We start from the raw sequence: 20,424 nt of genomic DNA on the forward strand, positions 1-20,424 counted from the left end.
CTCATCCACAGTATCAGCAGCCGTGTGATGGGTAAGTTATCGAATCAATACCTGTACAACGGTAAGGAGTTACAGCAGCAAGAGTTCAGCAATGGTAGTGGATTAGAGTGGTATGATTATGGGGCAAGAATGTACGATGCGCATATCGGTAGGTGGAATCAGATAGATCCATTGGCAGACCAGATGCGTCGTCATAATCCGTACAATTATGCATTCGATAATCCTATTCGCTTCATAGACCCGGATGGGATGATGCCATGGGATCCGGATGATCCGCCTGGTATACTGAGAAATTTATGGCGTGGCTTTCGGGATGGAGGTAAAAGTACACTTACCTTTGCCAGAAGCCTGGGCACCACTCAGGGTTGGAAGGAGGTGGGTAGTGGTTTAATGAATTTAGCAGAGCAGGGGGTAGGTACGCCGATGGGTCGGCTTAGAACCAGTATGATGGTAGACCATGCTGTTAGCTATGTTAAAAAGTTCCCAGACCAGAGCGCTGAAAAAATTGCTTATGATATAGGTTTCGGCTTAGAAAAGGCGGCAGAAGGAATTATTTTGACTAAAGGAATGGGTTTAGCCACCAGAGCACTGAAAGNNNGAGCACTGAAAGCAGGAGGAGTTGCAGCTGAAGCAGGAACCATGATGGCTGAGGGAGCAAGTGGAGCTAAGGGGATACTTAATGTAGAACAGCGTTCTTTACAGCATATGTTTAGCCGACACGCCAAAGATTTTGGGATTTCGGGAAATTGGAATAAAGCAATGGCTGGTGAATTTGAAGGAGTTTTGAGAACACATATGAACGGATTAAAACCAATTCAAGGAACATACAGGGGAACCCAACAAGCTTTACATTACTATAATTCAAGCACAGGATTAAATGTGATGACTGATATGGGTGGAAATCTTCTTGGTGGTTGGAAATTGAGTGCAGACCAAGTCAAATATTTATTATCAACAGGAGCAGTCAAATAAAGTAAATTTTATGCCAGAATATTTTGATATATCGTTAATAGCCCCTAAAACAAAATCTTCAAAATCGGAAATAGAATTTTGTTTGAATAAGCTTAGCTTATCTGAAGGGGAAAACACATCTGATATATTTTCAGGAAGACAAATCCTAGTGTCGATAATTGATGCTGAAGAATCTGATTTTGAAGAGTTATCTATTGGTTTGCCTGAACAGATTTTTTACAAAGAAACCTTTGAGGAAGACTTAAAAAAGCTTACAATTTTTATTAATCGTTTTTTTGATTGTAACAGCAACTTCAATTATGCTTTGTGCAGTTATGAATTAAATGGATATCTTATTGGAAGCATTAAGAAGTATGAACAGTTCAGCAATACTGCCTTCCTAAAGCGTTTCCCTATAATTTATGAAAGAAAATCATCACTTGGATTACCATTGTTAAAAACGAATACGGATGCTCAAGAAATTTTTAAACAATGAAGTTGTTTATCAAAATATTGCTATTTGTTTTTGTTACACTTGTTGTTAATGTGAACGTAATAAGTACCCCTCACTCGCGCCGGATTGTATCCGGTGTGAATAGAATAATATTTTTTTATGTGATAGTATAAATGATATAGCTGTTGTAATAGAACAGTTTTTGTTTTTCAATACTATTTTGTATCTTATTAAGAATTCAAGCGTAATAGATTAACTCCCAATCAAAATTTACAAGAGTAGCGATGGTTGATTATTTTTTCAGGGTGGTATGCAGGGCATCAGTAGTAATGCTTTAGGGTTTGGAGATGCGGATCATCAGTTCAAATATAACAGTAAAGAAGAGCAACGCAAAGAGTTCAGCAATGGAAGTGTATTGAGTGGTACGATTACGGAGCCCGAATGTACAATGCGCAGATCGGTAGGTGGAATCAGGTGGATCCGTTATCGGATAGTATGTTGAACTGGTCTCCCTATAATTATACTTATAATAGTCCATTCTATATACCGATCCGGATGGACGTGCCCCGTTGAATGAATAGGATGTTTATGTACGCAATGGGCAGATGATAAATGTTCGAATGACGGGTACCAAAGGAGGGGATGAAACAGACTTTCTACAAAAGCTTACTGTTTTTAATAGTTGCTATTATTTCTTCAGTTATCACTACCAGTCTTGTTTCAATCTCTTTAGAAAGTTTATCCAGATGATTAAAATCAGGGTTTGTTACAATTACAGTTTCAAGAATGGAGTACTTTGGTTTGGTGGTTCTGCCTTTATTCCACTTTGTTGCTTTGAAATACTGCCAGTATTTTTCCTGCACAGGAATGGTTTGCCCCAGCAGCCAGATTTCGAATTGCATTGTAGAGTGATTTAAAACTAAACCCAGTTTCAGTTTTCTATCTTTTAAGAAGTCATTGGAATAATAAAAATAGGTATAATCCATATATCCCTGAAAAAGACTGCCAAACGAATACCTCTCAGAAAGGTTTTTCGATAATGTTGTTCTCAATCTCGTTACATACTTCACCAACGAAATATATGCTTTCTGAAGGTCACCTTTGTTGAGTTGTTCTTTGTAAATATCAACGTAATGATTTAAATCTTTCATTTTAAAACTGATTAATTATTTCATTGCCGGCCGGCTAGCTTATATATTTTATTGAGTGTTGTAGAGAGAACAGTTTTTGGTTATATAGAGTAACTGGTAGTTGCAGGGGAGGAGTGTTTAAAAATAACAAAAAGTTATAGTACAGAAAAGAAATATTATTTTTGATAATATAGTACCTGAAAGATGTATTTATTTGTCACTTTCACTTTGAATAAACTTCAGGTTACGCATGATACCACGCCACTTACTTCTTTTTAAGGGAGATAATTTGAATACTTTTTTAAACGCTTCTTCAGTAAGTTGTTCCCACTCTAATGAATTAAAGTCCTGAATGATGCCTACAGGAGAAAAAGCTGCCTGCTGGTGTGGTTGAGAAAAACGATTCCACGGACAAACATCCTGGCAGGTATCACAGCCGAACATCCAGTCGTCAAATTTCCCTTGCATAGAGGCAGGTATGATTTCATCTTTTAACTCAATCGTGTAATATGAAATACACTTACTGCCGTCGATTACTTTGTTTAGGTGAATGGCCTGCGTAGGGCAGGCATCTATACATCTGGTACAACTTCCGCAGAAGTCTTTCGTGTATGGATTGTCGTAAGCTAAGGGTAAGTCTGTTATTAAAGTGGAAATAAAGAAGAAGGAACCTTGCTGTTTAGTAATCAGGTTGCCGTTTTTTCCGATCCAGCCGAGCCCGCTTTCTTCGGCCCACGCTCTTTCCAGAACGGGTGCAGAATCTACAAACCCCCGGCCTTCCACTTCACCAATGTTCTCACGGATTTTTTCCAGCAATATCCTCAGCTTCGGGCGTATCACTTCGTGATAATCTTCACCGTATGCATACTTTGAAATCTTCGGTCCGTCGGTTTGTTGCACCTGTTGCGGAAAATAGTTCATTAACAATGTAATAACCGACCGGGCACCCGGAACGATTTTACGCGGATCGATACGAAGGTCAAAATGATTCTCCATGTAATGCATAGAGCCGTGCATACCCTTATTTAACCAGCGTTCCAGGGCATGCGCATGGTCAGTCAGTTCTTTAGCCTCCGCAATACCGCAGTAGCTAAAGCCCAGTTCCTGAGCCCATTGCTTAATTGATTGACTATGCAAAATTGGATTCATCCCTGCAAAGTTAATCAATGAAGTGCAACAATCTGCTTTTGATGTTGCACAGAAAATCTTTTGGGCTAACCTGAATTTTGTTAATTTGGCGGCAATATGAAATACTTATTAGGTCTCGATGTAGGATCATCATCTGTTAAAGGTGCTTTAGTACAAATAGACACCGGTAAAATTGTGGCCTCTGCATTTTCACCTTCGGTGGAAATGACCATTGATGCACCTAAAGCCGGTTTTGCTGAACAGGATCCTGAAAAGTGGTGGCAGGAAGTAAAAAACGTAAATGCTCAGCTGAAATCGATTATACCTTTTAAACCTGAAGAAATTGCAGCCATTGGTATATCTTATCAGATGCATGGTTTGGTTTGCGTGGATAAAGATGGCGAAGTTTTAAGACCAGCTATTATCTGGTGCGATAGCCGGGCAGTAACTTATGGAGATGCTGCATTTGCTGACATGGGCAATGAATATTGTTTATCCAGCTTCCTGAATTCTCCGGGCAATTTCACTGCTTCTAAATTGAAGTGGGTCAAAGAAAATGAACCGGCTATCTATGATAAGATTTACAAAATTATGTTACCGGGCGATTACATCGCTTATAAGTTAAGCGGTGATATGACGACTACCGTTACCGGCTTGTCAGAAGGTATTTTCTGGAATTTTAAAGAAGAAAAAATAGCCGATAGTTTATTAAAGTATTATGAAATCGATAAAAATAAATTATCAGATGTTGTTCCTACTTATGGATTACAGGCAAGAGTAAACGAAAAATCTGAAATAGAATTAGGTATTGCAGCCGGAACTCCCATCAGCTTCAGAGCAGGTGATCAACCCAATAATGCCTGTTCATTGAACGTATTAAACCCTGGTGAAATCGCCGCTACTGCCGGTACTTCAGGAGTAGTATATGGTGTTACCGATCAGGTAGTGTATGATGAAGATTCAAGAGTGAATACTTTTGTACATGTTAACCATACTGAAGCTGATCCAAGGTATGGCGTTTTATTATGTATTAATGGTACCGGTATTTTAAACAGTTGGGTGCGTAAAAACTTTTTCGACGGAGCTTCTTATCAATACCTGAATGAAGCTGCTGCCAGTGTTGCTCCCGGATCAAAAGGATTGCTTTTATATCCGTTTGGTAATGGCGCCGAGCGGGTGTTGAAAAATCAGGATGCTGGAGCCAGTATCAGAAATATTAATTTTAATATACACTCCAAAGCTGATATCGCCCGGGCAGCGCAGGAAGGAATTGTTTTTTCATTAAACTACGGTGTTGAAATTATGAAGCAGATGGGCCTGCAGATCAATACCGTACGGGCAGGTTATGCTAATATGTTTTTAAGTGATTTATTTGCAGAAGTATTTGCTAACACTACAGGAACTGTTGTAGAGTTGTATAATACCGATGGTGCCGCCGGAGCAGCACGTGCTGCCGGAGTAGGTGCCGGAATTTATAAAAATGCCAAAGAAAGTTACACCGGCATGGAATTGATCAAATCTATTGAACCCGATCAAAAGCTCAGTACTGTTTATCAGAACATTTATCAACAGTGGAAACAAAAGATCTGACCTTTACTATAAATTACGAAAAAAAATGCAAAAAAGCAAATTGATCGATACAACAAAACCCTTCTCAGTAGTGAGAAGGGTTTTTAGTTTCAACAGAATAGGGTTGTTGTAATTCTGCTGTACCTGAAATTGAAATGACAGGTTTGTGTTTGTAAAGGGATTAGAGGTTACTGTTTAATAAACTGAGTCGAGTTGCTACTTTCTTCCCCTACGGCATTCAGCCAGTAAGAGCCCGGTTTTAAATCAGTAATACTAACCATGTGTACCGTTTGGTTTGTACTGACTTGAATATTTTTTATGACTCTTCCATTAAGATCATAAATGATAAGCCTGTTTATTTTACTGTTTCCTGTATTGACCTGTAACTGATGACTGGCCGGGTTAGGATAAACCTTTAATGTGATTAAATTAGCCGGTTTGATTTTTTGTATACCTATTAATACTTTGTGTGCATTCGGTTCTACACCCCATAATTCAAAGTAAGTATAAGTATTCGGATCAACCAGTGTCTGATGTTTAAAATGAGTGTGGTCTTTTATGTCAAACTCGTTTAGTTGATACAGATTACTATTATCTGTACCGGCCTTTAAGATAGCTGTTTGAAAAGGATGGTCTTTTAATTCAATATTGATCGATGCGTTTCTGTCTTGTTGTTTTACCGCAAAGTGATATTTTCCACTCCTTAATAGTACATCTATTAAGGTATCTTCTATGGCTCCTATATCTAATCTTCCATTCTGATTCACTCTTTTTTTACCATATACATCCAGTTCGCCCGTTAAGTTAGTAATACCCAATGTTGTTGTTAACCGTGTGCTGTCAGCCGCATTGCGGGCATCACTGTTTAATGGTAACATGAAGTCATTGGCATTATAATTTGTAAAGGGCGAAGCTGTACTCACCAGATTGTTTCCCAGATTAGAAACGGAGTTTAAGGCAGTATTAGTATAATTGTTAGCGGTTGCCGTAAAATTATTATTATAGTTTAATACAGAAGGCTGATACAAAATTGTATTAAATAACCTCACCTGATTATGACTGCTGTTGTTTGCATGATTGTATATGGCATATTTTGTACCGTTGCCCGAATATATATTCTTGGTAATCGTTGTATTTACAATAATTACATTGTTGGCTCCGGAGGCTCCGTTGTTACTGGCTAACATGTTGATACCGGTGGTAGCTCCAGTAATAGTATTATTATGAATTAATACATTAGCTACTCTGGATGTACTTGTTTCTATGCTGAAAGGCCCATAACTTCCCGAACTGTTTCTTGTAAGCTCAAGCCTGTTGATATTAAAGTTACTCTGGTAAATATCTAAAATACCATAGTTGCTGGAGGTACAGGAATCAATATATACATTTTCTGCACTTCCATTGGTATTATAGATAGACAGGCCACTGGCAAATGTAGAACTTACCTGCTTTCTTATAAATATATTCTGAGCATTTACTGTTGATGACCTGAACGCATTTCCTACAGTGTTGGATATATTATCATAGAACCTGATATTGTCTAACTGAACTGTTGAACTGATAATGTTCAGGCCGCCACAGTTGTTAGAATAGTTTCTGGTAAATTCAAGATTTCGAAGAGTAAGTCCTGTACAACTGGCTACCACAAAGTTATCATATTCACTTCCTATTGATGTTCCGCTGTAGCTGAGTGAGGTATTGTTGGTGGGAGCGTAACTGTTTCTGATAACAAATCCATCTAGTTCGGCACCGTTAATATTTCCTGTTATAATAAAAATCCGCTTCTTATTGTCTGATCTATTTGTGTTTAAGTTAACTGCTATGTTGTTATTGTCATTTCCATTGGTGTCACCACTTAAAATCGTTTTGTTATTAATCCAGTTTCGCTGACTAAAGGATGTTTCATTACCTGCAAAGCCCCCGAATATTTTTATGCTTTTGTTTAAGCCAAAGTATAAGAGTACTCCTGTTCTTCCGCTGGTAAGAGTAGTAGTTGGTACATAAGTACCGGCTCTGACCCATATTGTATCACCGGCAGTGGCAGCGGTAATAGCAGTTTGTAAATTGTTATAAGCATTGCTCCAGCTTGTGCCGTTTTGTGAACCCGCGCCTGTAGTTGTTACATAACGAATTCTTGCTTGTAGTTCATTAACACATAAGAGGTTAATGAATAGGATTATTGAAAACCAATAATAAGGTTTCATTGATAAGGTTTAGTTAATGATGTTGATGGTACTTAGGGGTGAGGATTAATACGAACATTAAACGGAGGTATGTTTGTATATATTTTATTTTTTGTGATTAATTCAAATTATTTGATTTAAAACAAACTTTTGCTCTGAAGCTTTACGTAGTTAAAAGCTTTTAAGCATAAAATAAAATAGGTGCGCGATTTATATCGTGCACCTATTAGTATGTATAGTAAGTGAATAAGTATTGTACCTACCACTTAGTGGTATTATAATTGTCCGTATATTTTATTCATCCATTGATTAAACAATTCAGGTAATGCTGTTTTCTGTTGTTTCTCTATTAATAATACAGCAGCCAGTTTCTTATTTTGATCAATGAATACCCATGAACCTGTTTCGCTACCTAATGCATATACACCTGGTTCTATTTCGAAGATTCCCAGGCAATACGCCCAGTTCTTAGCATAAGCAGGCTGATACTTTTTGGTAACTGATGGTGCTGATGGTGTTAGTAGTTTCTTTAAACTTTCTTCTCCAAGTATTGTTTTATCTTCTGCTTTACCATTGTTTAATAACATGGCTAATAATTGTATATAGTCAATTGATGCACCGCGTCCACCGGTTGATGGATTGGGAGCGTAGCCTAACTCATGGTCAAATTTTGTAAAGCGCATCTTTAATGGACGAGCTACTTTTTCTTGCATTAAACGATCATATGTTTTTTTTGTAGCAACTTCTGCTGCTCTTGCCGGAAAGTAGGGGCCAATCGTTCCGAAGTAATATTCTTTGCCTGTATTGTTCGACATTTCTAAGGTTGCCAATGCATTGATCGCTTCATCGAGGTTAATCGCTTTCTTCCTTTCAGCAATTTTGCCCGCATCACCATAGTTTTTTTCTACACCTGTTAAATGGGCTAAGCCATGAAATGGAGTAATGTAGCCTTTAAAGTATTTAGTAAGAAAAGGAATTTTATCGCCTAATGATTCATCCCAATCTAACACACCTTCTTCTACTAATTTTGAAATCATGATAGCGGTTGGTAGTTGGGTGAGCTGGCCCAGCGGTACCGGGGTCTTTTCATTAAACTCACCTATATTCTTTTGGTAAACAATCTTATTATTATGATAAATAATGGTAGAAGCAGCTCCGCCATACATTTTCGATTGCTTTTCGAGCCAGTTACCTACCTCTTCAAAGTCCTGAGCCTGCGTAAACTGAAAAAATAGCATAAAAACTGCAGCCAGACTGAATTTGCGACAGGTTTTAAGGTTTAGATGTGACATAAATTCTTCGTTTTGGAGTTGGATTGTGATTTGTAGCTAATATAGTGAATCTCAAAAGGCTTAGCGACAAGCCGACGTTAAAAAAAGGAAAATATTTAAAATAAATTATGAATCTGAACAACTATACCATTAAAGCACAGGAAGCTATTGCAGGAGCTCAACAGGTTGCCTTCAATCTTGAAAGTGTTAACATGGAAACTGAACACTTACTGAAGAGTTTGATGGAGCAGGAAGATTCTCCTGTTGAATACCTGATGAAGAAGAACAACGTATCGATTGGTGTTCTTCAGAATAAATTACAGGAAGCCTTAAATGCATTACCCAAAGTAAGTGGTGGTGGTACTCCTGCTCAGATGGCCGGTAGGGATCTGAGTAATACCATCTTACGATCCACTACTTTGTTGAAACAGTTCGACGACGAATTTGTGAGTGTTGAACATCTGTTATTATCATTGGTTCTCGGAAATGATGAAACTGCAAAATTGTTAAAAGATGCAGGGCTCAGCGAAAAAGGATTGATTCAGGCGATTAAGGATCTTAGAAAAGGAAATACCATTAAAAGTCAAACTGATGAAACCCAGTTCAATGCTTTAAACAAATATGCCAAGAACTTAAATGAATTGGCACGCGAAGGTAAACTGGATCCGGTCATCGGACGCGATGAAGAAATCCGCAGAACCCTCCATATCCTTTCACGCAGATCAAAGAATAACCCGATACTGGTAGGTGAACCGGGTGTTGGTAAAACTGCTATTGCAGAAGGTTTGGCTATGCGTATCGTAAATGGTGATGTTCCCGATAATTTAAAATCTAAAGTGATTTTTGCTTTAGACATGGGCCAATTAATTGCAGGGGCTAAATATAAAGGTGAATTTGAAGAAAGATTGAAAGGTGTTGTAAAGGAAGTGAGTACCAGTGACGGTGAGATTATTTTATTCATTGATGAAATTCACACCCTGGTTGGTGCTGGTGGAGGCGACGGCGCGATGGATGCTGCCAACATTCTTAAACCGGCCCTCGCAAGAGGTGAGTTAAGAGCGATCGGTGCCACTACCTTAAACGAATATCAAAAATTCTTTGAGAAAGATAAAGCATTGGAACGCCGCTTCCAAAAGGTAATGATTGAAGAGCCATCCGTTGAAGATGCTATTTCTATTTTACGTGGCTTAAAAGATCGTTATGAAACTCACCACCATGTGCGTATCAAAGACGAAGCTATAATTGCTGCGGTTGAATTATCTAACAGATATATCACCGATCGTTTTTTACCCGATAAAGCGATCGACCTGATTGATGAAAGTGCTGCAAAGCTGCGTTTAGAAATGAACAGCATGCCCGAAGAGTTAGATACACTGGAACGCCAGATTCGTCAGCTGGAAATTGAAAGAGAAGCTATTAAACGTGAGAACGACGAAACTAAACTGAAAGAGCTGGCTACTGAAATTGCTAACCTTGCTGTAAAACGTGATACGTTTAAATCGAAATGGAAAGAAGAAAAGGAAATTGTAGAAAAAGTACAGAATGCCAAGGTAGAAATTGAAAACTTAAAACTCGAAGCTGATCAGGCAGAAAGAAATGGTGACTATGGCAGAGTAGCTGAAATCAGATACGGTAAAATAAAAGAACAGGAAAATATTATTGCTCAATATTCTACTGCGCTCAGCGAACTCAATGAAAAGAGATTACTGAAAGAAGAGGTTGATGCAGAAGACATTGCTGAAAATGTAGCGAAAGCAACCGGAATTCCGGTTACCAAAATGCTTCAGTCAGAAAAAGATAAACTGTTACACCTGGAAGATTATTTACACAATCGCGTAGTAGGCCAGGACGAAGCAATTTCTGCGGTAGCCGATGCCGTTAGAAGAAGCAGAGCCGGTTTACAGGATCCCAAAAAACCGATCGGTTCATTTATTTTCTTAGGTACCACCGGTGTAGGTAAAACAGAATTGGCAAAAGCATTGGCTGAATTTTTATTCAACGATGAATCGATGATGACCCGTATCGATATGAGTGAGTACCAGGAAAAACATACGGTATCCAGACTCGTAGGCGCACCTCCCGGGTATGTCGGATATGATGAAGGTGGACAGTTAACTGAATCGGTTAGACGAAAACCTTATAGCGTGGTGTTATTGGATGAAATTGAAAAAGCACACCCTGATGTTTGGAATGTTCTTTTACAGGTATTAGATGACGGACGATTAACCGATAATAAAGGCAGAGTGGTGAATTTTAAGAATACCATCATCATCATGACGACCAATTTAGGTTCACATCTGATTCAGGAAGCTTACGATAACGTGAATGATATCGGAAGAGAACGTGCAGCTGAAGTTGCTAAAGCTGAAGTGATGAACCTGTTAAAAGAAACGATTCGCCCTGAGTTTTTGAACAGAGTGGATGAAGTGATATTGTTTGAACCATTGTTGAAAAAAGAAATCAGAGGAATTATCAATATTCAACTGAAAAATCTTCAACAACTGGTTGCTCAGAACGGCATTCAGTTAAATTTTAGTGAATACGCCATCGATTATCTGGTAGAAAATGGATTTGATCAGCAGTTCGGCGCCCGACCATTGAAAAGATTAATTCAAAAAGAGATTGTAAATCAATTATCTAAGCGAATTCTTGCAGGTGATATCGATAAAAGTAAGCCGGTACTGGTCGATGTATTCGACGGAGTAGTTGTATTTAGAAACGATCAGGTTTAACAAAACTGTTTAAACCTTTTTCTTACTGTCACGTTATATATCCTGAAGCCCGTCGCCGACGGGCTTCTTATCCAAAGCTAATTGCCATAAAAAAAAGGAGTTTTAATGGCAATAGGTAATTCTTCAATAGAAATTATACCTTCTTCCCAGGTTTGTTTAGGTAATTCTTCAGGTCGGATTAAAATTGAATTGTTTGGTGATTATGAAACTGCTGCCACGCTGGAAGCTCACTTGTTAGCAAAAAAAATGGTAGAAAAATATCCGGAAGAAATCGGATATTATTTCAGGCATTTTCCGCTAACTCAGGTACATCAGCAATCGCACAAAGCTGCAGAAGCCGCAGTGGGAGCTGCTCAGGAAAACAAGTTCTGGGAAATGCATGAAAGGTTGTTAAAGGAAAAACAATTGGGAGTCATAAGTTTAAGATTATACGCAAGAGAAGAAGGCGTTACTGATAAAAAGTTTTTAGATAAACTCGTTAACAGCACATTTGGTTGGACTGTTAGAGCAGATTTATTAGAGGGGTTGGATAGAGGCGTACGTTCGGTACCGAGTTTTATGATCAACGACCAGCCTGTGCTGATTGATGGAAATTGGGCTAAGTTACCCAAAGTAGTTAAAGAGCTGTTGTCGGAACTAAATAGTGTGAAGGATTAAGTTAGTGCCGAACGACTAGTGGGCTGTTCCTGCTAAAGGACAGCCCTTTTTTAAGAAAGTAATAAAAGGTAGTACCGGATTTTATTTGATTCATTATACTACCCGGTTTTTTAAATAATTCGAATCCGAAACCCATGTGTGTTTTTCTTATACCGGTTATAACATAACCGGTATTTTTTGTTATGAATGATTTTAAATACGGAAGCTGTATAGATTGTTTATTGACGTTATGTTATGGTTGATTGCAGGTATATTGTTCAATCCAAACCTCTTAAACTACAACTGCCACCAGTTGGTTTACCGGCGGCAGTTATTCATTGAGTATATATGAAAAGTAGTAACGGTTTTGAAAATATTTTTTGGTTTAATAGGTAATAAAACTGATGAGTGTTTCAGCAGCCTGAAGTGCATAACCATCTTCTGAAACGAAGCTTCTATTCGTAATAACGAATTGATATTCTTTATCAGGTTCAAGTTTTACTCCCAGCTTTAGTTTTTTCTTGTCGTCTGAATAACCAATTACCCGGGTAATCGGAAAAAAGTCTTTGCCTTTGTCTGAGTAGTTAATTGAATACCCTTCTCTCATCGGCTGGGTAAATTCAATTTCTATTTCAGTGACTGCAGCTGATAAACGATCAGCTTTGATAGGATGAATACCTGCTACACGAGGAGATCGTTTGTTTATTTCAGCTTTCAGATCAGCATATTTTAAAGACCCATTAAAGTATTTCGAATTGTTCAGCAGTTCAAATACTTTTTCATCATCGCTGTAGTTTAAACTGATCAGTGTTTTGATAGCTTCTTTCTTATTCTTAATCTGTTCATAATATTTTTTACTGATAGTATACCCAACATAGTAGCCAAGGTCGCCTACTTCGGCTTGTGTACCGTTATAAAACCAATCTCGCAAACTGGGCTTTACTAAATCTTTTCTGAAATCAGCTTTCACTTTTTCCGCATTCTTTTTTCCATATTCCATATAAGGACTTTTCAATGGGATGCCCGTAATCAGTTCTGCCAGAAAATCACAACTACCTTCAATTAAAGCCTGTTTCAGTATGTAATTGTTTTCGTGTCTGTCTGATACCTGTTGTGTATGGATATACTCATGTATTGCCAGTGAAATAATATTGCTGACTTCCTGCCTGGCAAATACTTTTTTTAGAAAATCTGATTTGAGTTCACTGGTATTCACTGTTGAGTCGCCGGCTGCTACTTCTAAGCCAATAACGAGGTCGTTACCGATGGGCTTACCTCCGGAATTTCCCAACCCAATTACAAAATATAATGCTGCGGGTTTTAATTCAGGGTAATTTTTTTTCAGTTGATCGATCGAGGCATTGACTTCTTTCGACAGTTTTAAGGCCGTTAATGTATTTTGACGCATAGTCTTCCAGAAATGCGGAGCGGTACGAATCGAATTAATATAACCTGAGTCAGTGTAGTTTAAAATTTCTGCAAATTGCTTCAATCCTGCTGAGGCCGGTTGCAGGTATTCTTTTTGAATTATCTGTAGCTGATCATGATAGTTGTCGGTTGCAATGATTTTATCATAAGCATTCCAGAAGCGAACAACATCTTCGGTGTGCAGTTTGTTTTGCGAAAAAGCCAATTGCCCCAAAAACAGTAACAGAGTGAGTTGGATTAGTTTCATGATTTAAGGAATATCTTTATATTGTAATTGCAATTACAATATAATAGACGCTTCAGAATTTGAAATGTTTCAAAATGACAGTAAAAAAGCAGTTTAACATTTCAAGAACCGGTGAAGACGCTGATATGAAATCATTATTTTATTAATTTTAGTTTTAAAGTTGTGTAGATTGGGAAAGTATTGGTTGATATGTTTTTGCTGTTGTTGGGTGTTGATGTTATCCGCACCTGTTTCAGCACAGGTGGATACCTCCCAGAAAGCATCTATTGAAAATTTTGTACTTAAACGGAAAGGTGTTTTCGGGAAACTTGCCCGTAATTTACTTGTGGATACCAATAAGGTGGCCTCAAACATTCCTACCTATGTCTATTATACCCCTTACAATAAAAAAAGGATTCGCAATATCACTTTTACACACGTAGAATTCGGTACTTCAATTAAAGATACTACTGCTCAATTCAAAAATTTCTTTATTTCATTGGCTAATAGTGTTCACGTGAATACCAAAGAGTGGGTTATCAGAAATCATTTGTTTTTTAAAACCGGTGACCGGTTGAATCCATATCTGCTGGCAGATAATGAAAAACACCTGCGCGACTTACCATTTATTCAGGATGTACGTTTTGTAGTGGAGCCTGTTCCTGGAGAAGTGGATGTTGTTGATATTGAAGTGCTTACAAAAGATGTATTTGCTTTTGGGGGCTCATTGAATATGCACGGGCTGGATAAATACACGCTTGAGGCGGAGAATGAAAATATAGCAGGCTGGGGAGATGGGCTGGTGTTAAGAAGCAATTTTGATTATGACAGGTCACATCCGTTGCGTTGGGGGGCTGGGTTCGTTAAAAGAAATATCGGCGGTTCATTTATTGACTTTTATTCAAATTACAGTGAGTTTGTTCGCGCAATAGAAGGCGGACGGCGCGAAGAAATCAATACATCCCTACGATTTGAGCGTCCGTTGGTAAATGCTAACTTAAAGTGGGTGTACGCACTGGAATGGCGCCGGCAAAAAAACCTGAATGACGAATACCGGTTAGATACGGTTTTTACCAAAACACTTAAATACGATAAAGAAAACTGGGACGTTTTTGCTGCCCGTAACTTTAAAATTGACGAAGATGAAAGTTTGCTCAATGATCGCTACCGTTTGTTGGCAGGGGTACGTTTTTTCAACCGTTACTTTTTTGCTATTCCTGATAGTTTTGAACTGAAATACAGCTATCAGTTTCATAACGAAAAAGCATTATTACTGGGAGTTTCTCTTTATAAACAGGAATTCGTAAAAACAAATTATGTATATGGGTTCGGTAGGAGTGAAGACGTTCCTACCGGTGTTGACTTTCAACTGAATGCCGGCCGGGTAAAGAAATATGACCGCGACAGATGGTATGCGGGTATCGGTTTTCGCTTCAGGGAATTCGTTCCTACCGAAGCTTATGTAGATTATACCATGAAACTGGGTGGTTACCTGAATGGAAGCCGGTGGGAGGATTTGGCTATCCTGACCAACCTGGATGCCTTTTCAAAACTCAGAAACATGGGCAACCGGTGGAAGTATCGCTTGTTTAGCTCATTCGGCTTTACCGCACAGCATAAACCGGTTTTAAATGAACCGTTATGGCTCGAAAGTGAATTTGGTTTGCCCGAACTCAATAATCGCAGAACCATTTATGGCAATTCAAGAACAACTATAAAAGTAGAATCTGTATTCTATTCGCCTTTAAATTTTGTCAACTTCAAACTGGCTCCTTTTAGTTTTGCCCGCATCAGTTTTTTAAATAAAGAAAATAAAAGTTTTTGGGATGTAGACCGTTATTCGAGTATCGGTGGTGGTTTGCGTTTAAGAAATGAAAGTTTAATTTTTGGTACACTTGAAGTGAAGTTCTTCTATTTCCCCGAAGGCAATTACCGCAATGAACACTGGCGGTTTGAATTTAAATCGAATATCAGGTTTAAATATAATCAACCGATTATCAAACGCCCTGAAATATTCCGTCTGAATGATTCGAATTAGGTTTATATGTTAAATTAAATATTACTTTTGCATATCATGTTAATCTATAAAGAATTTACATTCGACTCGGCTCATTATTTACCTTATGTACCGGAAGGGCATAAATGCAAAAATATGCATGGTCATACCTATCGTTTAAGAATCTGGATAGAAGGTACGCCGCATCCTGAATTCGGATGGGTGATGGATTTTGCTGTTTTAAAGGATATTGTAAAACCCGTGGTGAACCAACTTGATCACAAATGTATGAATGAGGTTCCGGGCCTTAGTAACCCTACCTGTGAATTGATTGCTGTCTGGATCTGGGATCAGTTAAAACCACAATTACCGGCAATGGCCCGTATTGAATTGCACGAAACCCCTACTTCAGGTGTAATCTATGAGGGAAAATAATTTTTCGAAAGATTATACGTTCTAAGAAGATCGACCTAAATCTCAAATAACCGTTTCATGAAATTTACTTTTATCAACCTTTTTGGTTGTTTAATCGGCTTAACTTCTTTTACTGCCTGCCAGGGCGCCGCAGCAGAAAGTGCGAAAGTGCAAATAAAAGATACCATTACTGAACCTCAGGTAGTTATCGAAAAACCAGTGTTAGACACTACTTTGTATAACGACAGAATGTTACACATGGTAAATGGCGATACCACCGGTAAATGGCCGGTTAACGGCCCGCTGCCAAAACCAGGTGCTATCCTTCCTTTTAAACGGATTCTTGCCTATTACGGCAACTTTTACTCTACTAAAATGGGTATTCTCGGAGAGTTTGCTGAGGAGGAAGTATTAAACCGTCTCAAAAAAGAAGTAGAAAACTGGCAAAAAGCCGATTCTACAGTAGAAGTAATTCCTGCTTTACATTATATCGCTGTTACAGCACAACAAGAGCCCGGAAAAGCCGGACTATACCGATTGAGAATGCCTTTTAATCAAATTGAAAGAACGATTAAAATGGCTGAAAAAATCAACGCATTGGTGTTTATCGATGTGCAGGTAGGATTGAGTACTTTACAAAAAGAATTACCGGAATTTGAAGAATTTCTCAAACTTCCCCATGTGCATTTAGGAGTTGATCCGGAGTTTTCGATGAAAGGCGGACAAAAACCCGGTACTGTTATCGGAACATTTGATGCTGCAGATATCAATTATGCAACGGAATATCTGGCACAGCTGGTAAATAAATATGACCTGCCGCCAAAAGTTCTGGTGATTCACCGTTTTACACAAAGAATGGTTACTAACTATAAAAATATCGAATTACGCCCTGAAGTACAGATCGTAATGGATATGGATGGATGGGGTGCAAAAGCCAGAAAAATTACCACTTATAAAACATTCATTCATAAAGAACCTGTACAGTTCACCGGATTCAAGTTATTCTATAAAAATGATTTCAGAGAACCGGGTAGCCGTATCATGACGCCCGAAGAAGTTTTATCGTTGAAACCTCAACCGGTATATATACAATACCAATAGGAGTTAATAATTAGGAATGAAGAATTAAAGTGAGGTGAAAATTGCAGAATAGCGTCAAAAAGCATACACCAAAGGAATTAAGGTTATTGTAAACCTTAATTCCTTTTTTATTATCGGAGTTTTCTTAATGTTTGAATTTCTGAATGGTTCAAAGGTTGTGGAGATACAGATCGAAGGCCCATAAAAGAATCATCTATACTTTTAACGCGCTGATAGCACCTAAAGCCATTTTTTTATTGTATTTTAAGCTAAATATAAAAGAGATGCAAACGCAAGATCAACAATACATTAAAAGAGCCATTGCGTTGGCCAGGAAAGGAATGGATTCGGGTGCCGGAGGGCCATTCGGTTGTGTGATAGTAAAAGACGGTCAGGTGATCGGTGAAGGGCATAATGAGGTTTTATTGAATAATGACCCTACTGCACATGCAGAAATTGTTGCAATCAGACGGGCCACCCAACACTTACAAAGTTTTCAGTTAAACGATTGTATTGTTTATACTTCCTGTGAACCTTGTCCGATGTGTTTAGGAGCCATTTATTGGGCAAGGCCCTTAAAAGTGGTTTATGCAGCCACCAAACACGATGCTGCTGCTGCCGGTTTTGATGACTCTTTTATTTATGAAGAAATAGAACTACCGGTAGCGCGTAGAAAACTTCCTATACAACAACTATCAACCGAAGATGCTGTAGAAGTTTTTAGTGAGTGGAAATCAAAGTCTGACAAAAAACCTTATTAGTCTTTTAATAACTGAATAATAATAATAGTGAGTATCACTATCATTAAAATCAGAAAAATAGAATAAAGGCCCCATCTTACATCTGCAAGATAGTTGTATTTTCTTCGCGGATATTTATTGACATCGCTTCTCTTGAGTATCTTTTGTTTAATGTCTTTTAAGGTATTGTCAATACTATCGGGGGTAGACAATTGTTCCAATCCTTCCATTGCATCCCACTCAAACTCATCATCTAAAATAGATGCTTCTAAAGCATGGGCTTCCTCCTCAGACAATTCATGCTTGAGGTATTTCACCCATTCTTCGTTAGAAGGATGATCACTATTTTTCATGATATGTTTTTTTCTTTTACCCATTTTCTAGCCAGCGTTTAAGATTTCGCTTACCGTTTTGTATATAACTTTTTACCTGTAACAAAGAGTAACCTGTTTCTGCTGCGATTGTTTGGTAACTTTTCTTTTGATAGTAGAATAATTCGATGCAAACTTTTTGTTCGGGAGATAGATTTTCAATTCCCTTTTCCAATAAACTGATTTGCTTTTCTTTCTGGTGGTGTTCTTCCGTATCGGTCGTTTCTGTTGCTATAGTGAACTGTTCGTCAATAGGAAAGTTATTGTTTTTTTTCCTTAATTGCATAAAACAGTAATTCTTTGTTACAATGAAGAGCCACGACTTGAAGTAAGTGATTGTTTGCTCTTGAATTACATCTATTACTTTTAAAAAAATCTGCTGAACAGCATCTTTTGCCTGTTCTTCATCTTTCAGGTATTTTAACGAAACCCCATATACCATCATGCTGTAACGATCTAAAAGTTCGCCTAAATATGAACTTTCCTGCAACTTTTTGTATCGTTGCAAGAGCTCAAAATCAGTCATATTTTTTATATCAACATGCATCAAATAAAAGGTCCTTTCTACTATGATTAAAAATTACAGAAAATCCATAAAAAATCTCCTCTTTTTTCTACCTTTCCATATATAATCTCTTTTCTATGGCTATTGCTTACACTTGTAGTACCGTTGTTCCAATGCGTTCAGTTCCTGCTCATTCCGGTGAAACCGTTTCACAAATGTTGTTACTGGAAGGGGGGGAGGTATTGGAAGAAACCGATGATTTTGTTAAAGTAAAAGCTTTTTTAGAAGGGTATGAAGGCTGGGTAGCACGTAATCAGCTGGTGATTGTAAAAGAACCCCTGGCAGGCCTTCACACCGATTTTGTACTGAATGATATCAATGTTGCGATGATTAATCAACAGCGTGTTGTATTACCTGTTGCAACTCCTGTTCCTCAGCAAAAGAAAATAGAATTAGGCAATTACAGTTTTGATTTTTCATCTTTACCTCAACCGGAGAATCGCCCACAATTTCAGTTGGATGAAATTAAAAAAGTTACTTACCGGATGCTGAATACGCCTTATTTATGGGGTGGACGCAGTTCTTTTGGGATAGATTGTAGCGGTTTTACACAATATTTTTATCGCTATTTCGGTTTGATTTTACCACGAGATGCTTATCAGCAGGTAGAAAAAGGTGAAACCATCGGTTTTTTACAGGAATCAAAACCCGGTGACCTCGCTTATTTTGATAATGAGAAAGGCAGAATTGTACATGTAGGAATTTTGTTAGATAGTGAAACTATTATTCATGCTTCCGGACTGGTTAGAATTGATCAGATCGACAGTGAAGGAATTGTGCATAAACAATGGGGAAAAAGAACACATAAACTACGGACGATTAAGAGAATTATTAATTAATAATTAAAAGCGTTTTACTTTTTGGAATAACTTATAAATAAAAAAATCCCTCTCCGGTAATATTGGAGAGGGATTTTTTTATTTATTTAAAAAGTTCTCTTTGTATGATTCGATGGATTCTTTAATAATTCCGTGAGCCATTTCTTTATTACCGAACTCTTCAACTTTTACTGATTTCTTTTCTAAAGTTTTATACTCTTCAAAGAAGTGACGTAATTCGTCAAAGAAGTGACGTGGTAATTCTTCAATATTGTTATAGTGATTTACGGTAGGGTCGTTTGCTGCTACTGCGATGATTTTATCATCTCCCTCGCCACCGTCTAACATTTGCATTACACCAATTACTTTGGCTTCTACTAAACACAATGCCTGAACTGCCTGTGAAGTGATTACTAAGATATCCAGCGGATCTTTATCTTCGCCGTAAGTCTGAGGAATAAAACCGTAGTTACAAGGGTAGTAAAATGAAGAATAAATGATTCTGTCAAGTTTCAGTAAACCACTTGCTTTATCTATTTCATATTTAGCTCTTGAGCCTTGAGGAATTTCAATCACTGCATTTACAATCCGAGGAGCATCTTCGCCGGTTGGAACACCATGCCACGGATGAGAAACTGTCATCATTTGATCTTTGGTTAAAATTAATTATATAGAATAATCTTTATACAAAGATTATTGGGGTGCAAAGATAGCACTAGCAAGCAATCGATG

The 20,424-nt window shown here is 37.9% G+C and carries 20 protein-coding genes; 12 read left to right on the forward strand and 8 right to left on the reverse strand.

All coding sequences use genetic code 11. The features are described 5' to 3' along the window. Nucleotides 1-27 precede the first annotated feature (27 nt). The 4 genes from D9O48_RS18780 (at nt 28) to D9O48_RS19145 (ending at nt 1,978) form a co-directional block, all read left to right on the forward strand. On the forward strand, nt 28-972 hold the full coding sequence (locus D9O48_RS18780) for a colicin D domain-containing protein (protein WP_449404154.1): 945 nt from the start codon (nt 28-30) through the stop codon (nt 970-972). 10 nt (nt 973-982) lie between these two features. After that, entirely contained in the window at nt 983-1,447 is a 465-nt protein-coding gene (locus tag D9O48_RS14205; protein WP_126973644.1) for a hypothetical protein, read from the forward strand. Nucleotides 1,448-1,715: 268 nt separating this feature from the next. Next, nucleotides 1,716-1,907: a hypothetical protein gene (locus D9O48_RS18975; RefSeq protein ID WP_199750595.1), complete on the forward strand. Its 192-nt coding sequence runs from the start codon at nt 1,716-1,718 to the stop codon at nt 1,905-1,907. Further along, nucleotides 1,847-1,978 (forward strand): hypothetical protein, encoded by a 132-nt coding sequence (locus D9O48_RS19145; RefSeq protein ID WP_126973645.1) that lies wholly within the window; start codon nt 1,847-1,849, stop codon nt 1,976-1,978. The genes D9O48_RS18975 and D9O48_RS19145 overlap by 61 nt, the downstream gene beginning before the upstream one ends. Before the next feature lie 83 nt (nt 1,979-2,061). Here D9O48_RS19145 and D9O48_RS14215 read toward each other — a convergent pair whose 3' ends face one another. Both D9O48_RS14215 and queG read right to left on the reverse strand, forming a co-directional pair. Further along, nucleotides 2,062-2,556: a DUF7000 family protein gene (locus tag D9O48_RS14215; RefSeq protein WP_126973646.1), complete on the reverse strand. Its 495-nt coding sequence runs from the start codon at nt 2,554-2,556 to the stop codon at nt 2,062-2,064. Between the two features lie 189 nt (nt 2,557-2,745). Further along, the gene (queG, locus tag D9O48_RS14220) at nt 2,746-3,684 is read right to left on the reverse strand and encodes a tRNA epoxyqueuosine(34) reductase QueG (protein WP_126973647.1); all 939 of its coding nucleotides are present in this window, start codon (nt 3,682-3,684) and stop codon (nt 2,746-2,748) included. A gap of 96 nt (nt 3,685-3,780) precedes the next feature. Here queG and D9O48_RS14225 point away from each other — a divergent pair, with 96 nt between their 5' ends. After that, on the forward strand, nt 3,781-5,253 hold the full coding sequence (locus tag D9O48_RS14225) for a xylulokinase (RefSeq protein ID WP_126973648.1): 1,473 nt from the start codon (nt 3,781-3,783) through the stop codon (nt 5,251-5,253). A gap of 167 nt (nt 5,254-5,420) precedes the next feature. Here D9O48_RS14225 and D9O48_RS14230 read toward each other — a convergent pair whose 3' ends face one another. Together D9O48_RS14230 and D9O48_RS14235 are read right to left on the reverse strand one after the other, a co-directional pair. Next, a complete protein-coding gene (locus D9O48_RS14230; protein WP_126973649.1) occupies nt 5,421-7,436 on the reverse strand; it encodes a T9SS type A sorting domain-containing protein in 2,016 nt (671 codons plus the stop codon). A gap of 254 nt (nt 7,437-7,690) precedes the next feature. Then, nucleotides 7,691-8,707 (reverse strand): serine hydrolase domain-containing protein, encoded by a 1,017-nt coding sequence (locus D9O48_RS14235; protein WP_126973650.1) that lies wholly within the window; start codon nt 8,705-8,707, stop codon nt 7,691-7,693. A gap of 107 nt (nt 8,708-8,814) precedes the next feature. Between D9O48_RS14235 and clpB the strand changes: the two genes are divergently transcribed. Then, complete coding sequence (clpB, locus tag D9O48_RS14240) at nt 8,815-11,418, forward strand: ATP-dependent chaperone ClpB (protein WP_126973651.1); 2,604 nt, start codon at nt 8,815-8,817, stop codon at nt 11,416-11,418. Nucleotides 11,419-11,523: 105 nt separating this feature from the next. Next, nucleotides 11,524-12,075, forward strand: coding sequence for a DsbA family protein (locus D9O48_RS14245; protein WP_126973652.1), 552 nt, complete (start codon nt 11,524-11,526; stop codon nt 12,073-12,075). A gap of 364 nt (nt 12,076-12,439) precedes the next feature. Here the strand turns inward: D9O48_RS14245 and D9O48_RS14250 are convergent, their stop codons facing one another. Then, nucleotides 12,440-13,729: a DUF2268 domain-containing putative Zn-dependent protease gene (locus tag D9O48_RS14250; protein ID WP_126973653.1), complete on the reverse strand. Its 1,290-nt coding sequence runs from the start codon at nt 13,727-13,729 to the stop codon at nt 12,440-12,442. A 208-nt stretch (nt 13,730-13,937) separates the two neighbouring features. Here D9O48_RS14250 and D9O48_RS14255 point away from each other — a divergent pair, with 208 nt between their 5' ends. The 4 genes from D9O48_RS14255 to D9O48_RS14270 all read left to right on the forward strand — a co-directional run bounded on the left by D9O48_RS14255 (nt 13,938) and on the right by D9O48_RS14270 (nt 17,959). Further along, entirely contained in the window at nt 13,938-15,746 is a 1,809-nt protein-coding gene (locus D9O48_RS14255) for a BamA/TamA family outer membrane protein (RefSeq protein ID WP_148114549.1), read from the forward strand. A gap of 36 nt (nt 15,747-15,782) precedes the next feature. Then, nucleotides 15,783-16,139: a 6-carboxytetrahydropterin synthase QueD gene (gene queD / locus D9O48_RS14260; RefSeq protein WP_126973655.1), complete on the forward strand. Its 357-nt coding sequence runs from the start codon at nt 15,783-15,785 to the stop codon at nt 16,137-16,139. A 57-nt stretch (nt 16,140-16,196) separates the two neighbouring features. After that, nucleotides 16,197-17,219 carry a hypothetical protein gene (locus D9O48_RS14265; protein ID WP_126973656.1) on the forward strand — a complete coding sequence of 341 codons (1,023 nt, stop codon included), beginning with the start codon at nt 16,197-16,199 and terminating at the stop codon, nt 17,217-17,219. A gap of 263 nt (nt 17,220-17,482) precedes the next feature. Continuing rightward, a complete protein-coding gene (locus tag D9O48_RS14270; RefSeq protein WP_126973657.1) occupies nt 17,483-17,959 on the forward strand; it encodes a nucleoside deaminase in 477 nt (158 codons plus the stop codon). Here D9O48_RS14270 and D9O48_RS14275 read toward each other — a convergent pair. Beyond that, on the reverse strand, nt 17,956-18,315 hold the full coding sequence (locus D9O48_RS14275; protein ID WP_158624904.1) for a hypothetical protein: 360 nt from the start codon (nt 18,313-18,315) through the stop codon (nt 17,956-17,958). The genes D9O48_RS14270 and D9O48_RS14275 overlap by 4 nt on opposite strands. Continuing rightward, nucleotides 18,308-18,835: an RNA polymerase sigma factor gene (locus D9O48_RS14280; protein WP_158624905.1), complete on the reverse strand. Its 528-nt coding sequence runs from the start codon at nt 18,833-18,835 to the stop codon at nt 18,308-18,310. The genes D9O48_RS14275 and D9O48_RS14280 overlap by 8 nt, the downstream gene beginning before the upstream one ends. 116 nt (nt 18,836-18,951) lie before the next feature. Here D9O48_RS14280 and D9O48_RS14285 point away from each other — a divergent pair, with 116 nt between their 5' ends. Continuing rightward, complete coding sequence (locus D9O48_RS14285) at nt 18,952-19,713, forward strand: C40 family peptidase (protein WP_126973660.1); 762 nt, start codon at nt 18,952-18,954, stop codon at nt 19,711-19,713. Nucleotides 19,714-19,791: 78 nt separating this feature from the next. On the opposite strand, the gene D9O48_RS14290 is transcribed toward D9O48_RS14285, so the two are convergent. Further along, entirely contained in the window at nt 19,792-20,337 is a 546-nt protein-coding gene (locus tag D9O48_RS14290) for an inorganic diphosphatase (protein WP_126973661.1), read from the reverse strand. Nucleotides 20,338-20,424 lie beyond the last annotated feature (87 nt).

This window comes from Gynurincola endophyticus (assembly GCF_003991195.1).
In the GTDB taxonomy this organism is placed as follows: domain Bacteria; phylum Bacteroidota; class Bacteroidia; order Chitinophagales; family Chitinophagaceae; genus Gynurincola; species Gynurincola endophyticus.

Coding starts and splice junctions, on each gene's coding strand:
- D9O48_RS14205 (WP_126973644.1), top strand. CDS start 983: ATGCCAGAATATTTTGATATATCGTTAATAGCCCCTAAAACAAAATCT.
- queD (WP_126973655.1), top strand. CDS start 15,783: ATGTTAATCTATAAAGAATTTACATTCGACTCGGCTCATTATTTACCT.
- D9O48_RS14245 (WP_126973652.1), top strand. CDS start 11,524: ATGGCAATAGGTAATTCTTCAATAGAAATTATACCTTCTTCCCAGGTT.
- D9O48_RS14225 (WP_126973648.1), top strand. CDS start 3,781: ATGAAATACTTATTAGGTCTCGATGTAGGATCATCATCTGTTAAAGGT.
- clpB (WP_126973651.1), top strand. CDS start 8,815: ATGAATCTGAACAACTATACCATTAAAGCACAGGAAGCTATTGCAGGA.
- D9O48_RS14250 (WP_126973653.1), bottom strand. CDS start 13,729: ATGAAACTAATCCAACTCACTCTGTTACTGTTTTTGGGGCAATTGGCT.
- D9O48_RS14275 (WP_158624904.1), bottom strand. CDS start 18,315: ATGGGTAAAAGAAAAAAACATATCATGAAAAATAGTGATCATCCTTCT.
- queG (WP_126973647.1), bottom strand. CDS start 3,684: ATGAATCCAATTTTGCATAGTCAATCAATTAAGCAATGGGCTCAGGAA.
- D9O48_RS14280 (WP_158624905.1), bottom strand. CDS start 18,835: ATGACTGATTTTGAGCTCTTGCAACGATACAAAAAGTTGCAGGAAAGT.
- D9O48_RS14230 (WP_126973649.1), bottom strand. CDS start 7,436: ATGAAACCTTATTATTGGTTTTCAATAATCCTATTCATTAACCTCTTA.
- D9O48_RS14265 (WP_126973656.1), top strand. CDS start 16,197: ATGAAATTTACTTTTATCAACCTTTTTGGTTGTTTAATCGGCTTAACT.
- D9O48_RS14270 (WP_126973657.1), top strand. CDS start 17,483: ATGCAAACGCAAGATCAACAATACATTAAAAGAGCCATTGCGTTGGCC.
- D9O48_RS14235 (WP_126973650.1), bottom strand. CDS start 8,707: ATGTCACATCTAAACCTTAAAACCTGTCGCAAATTCAGTCTGGCTGCA.
- D9O48_RS14290 (WP_126973661.1), bottom strand. CDS start 20,337: ATGATGACAGTTTCTCATCCGTGGCATGGTGTTCCAACCGGCGAAGAT.
- D9O48_RS14285 (WP_126973660.1), top strand. CDS start 18,952: ATGGCTATTGCTTACACTTGTAGTACCGTTGTTCCAATGCGTTCAGTT.
- D9O48_RS18975 (WP_199750595.1), top strand. CDS start 1,716: ATGCAGGGCATCAGTAGTAATGCTTTAGGGTTTGGAGATGCGGATCAT.
- D9O48_RS19145 (WP_126973645.1), top strand. CDS start 1,847: ATGTACAATGCGCAGATCGGTAGGTGGAATCAGGTGGATCCGTTATCG.
- D9O48_RS14215 (WP_126973646.1), bottom strand. CDS start 2,556: ATGAAAGATTTAAATCATTACGTTGATATTTACAAAGAACAACTCAAC.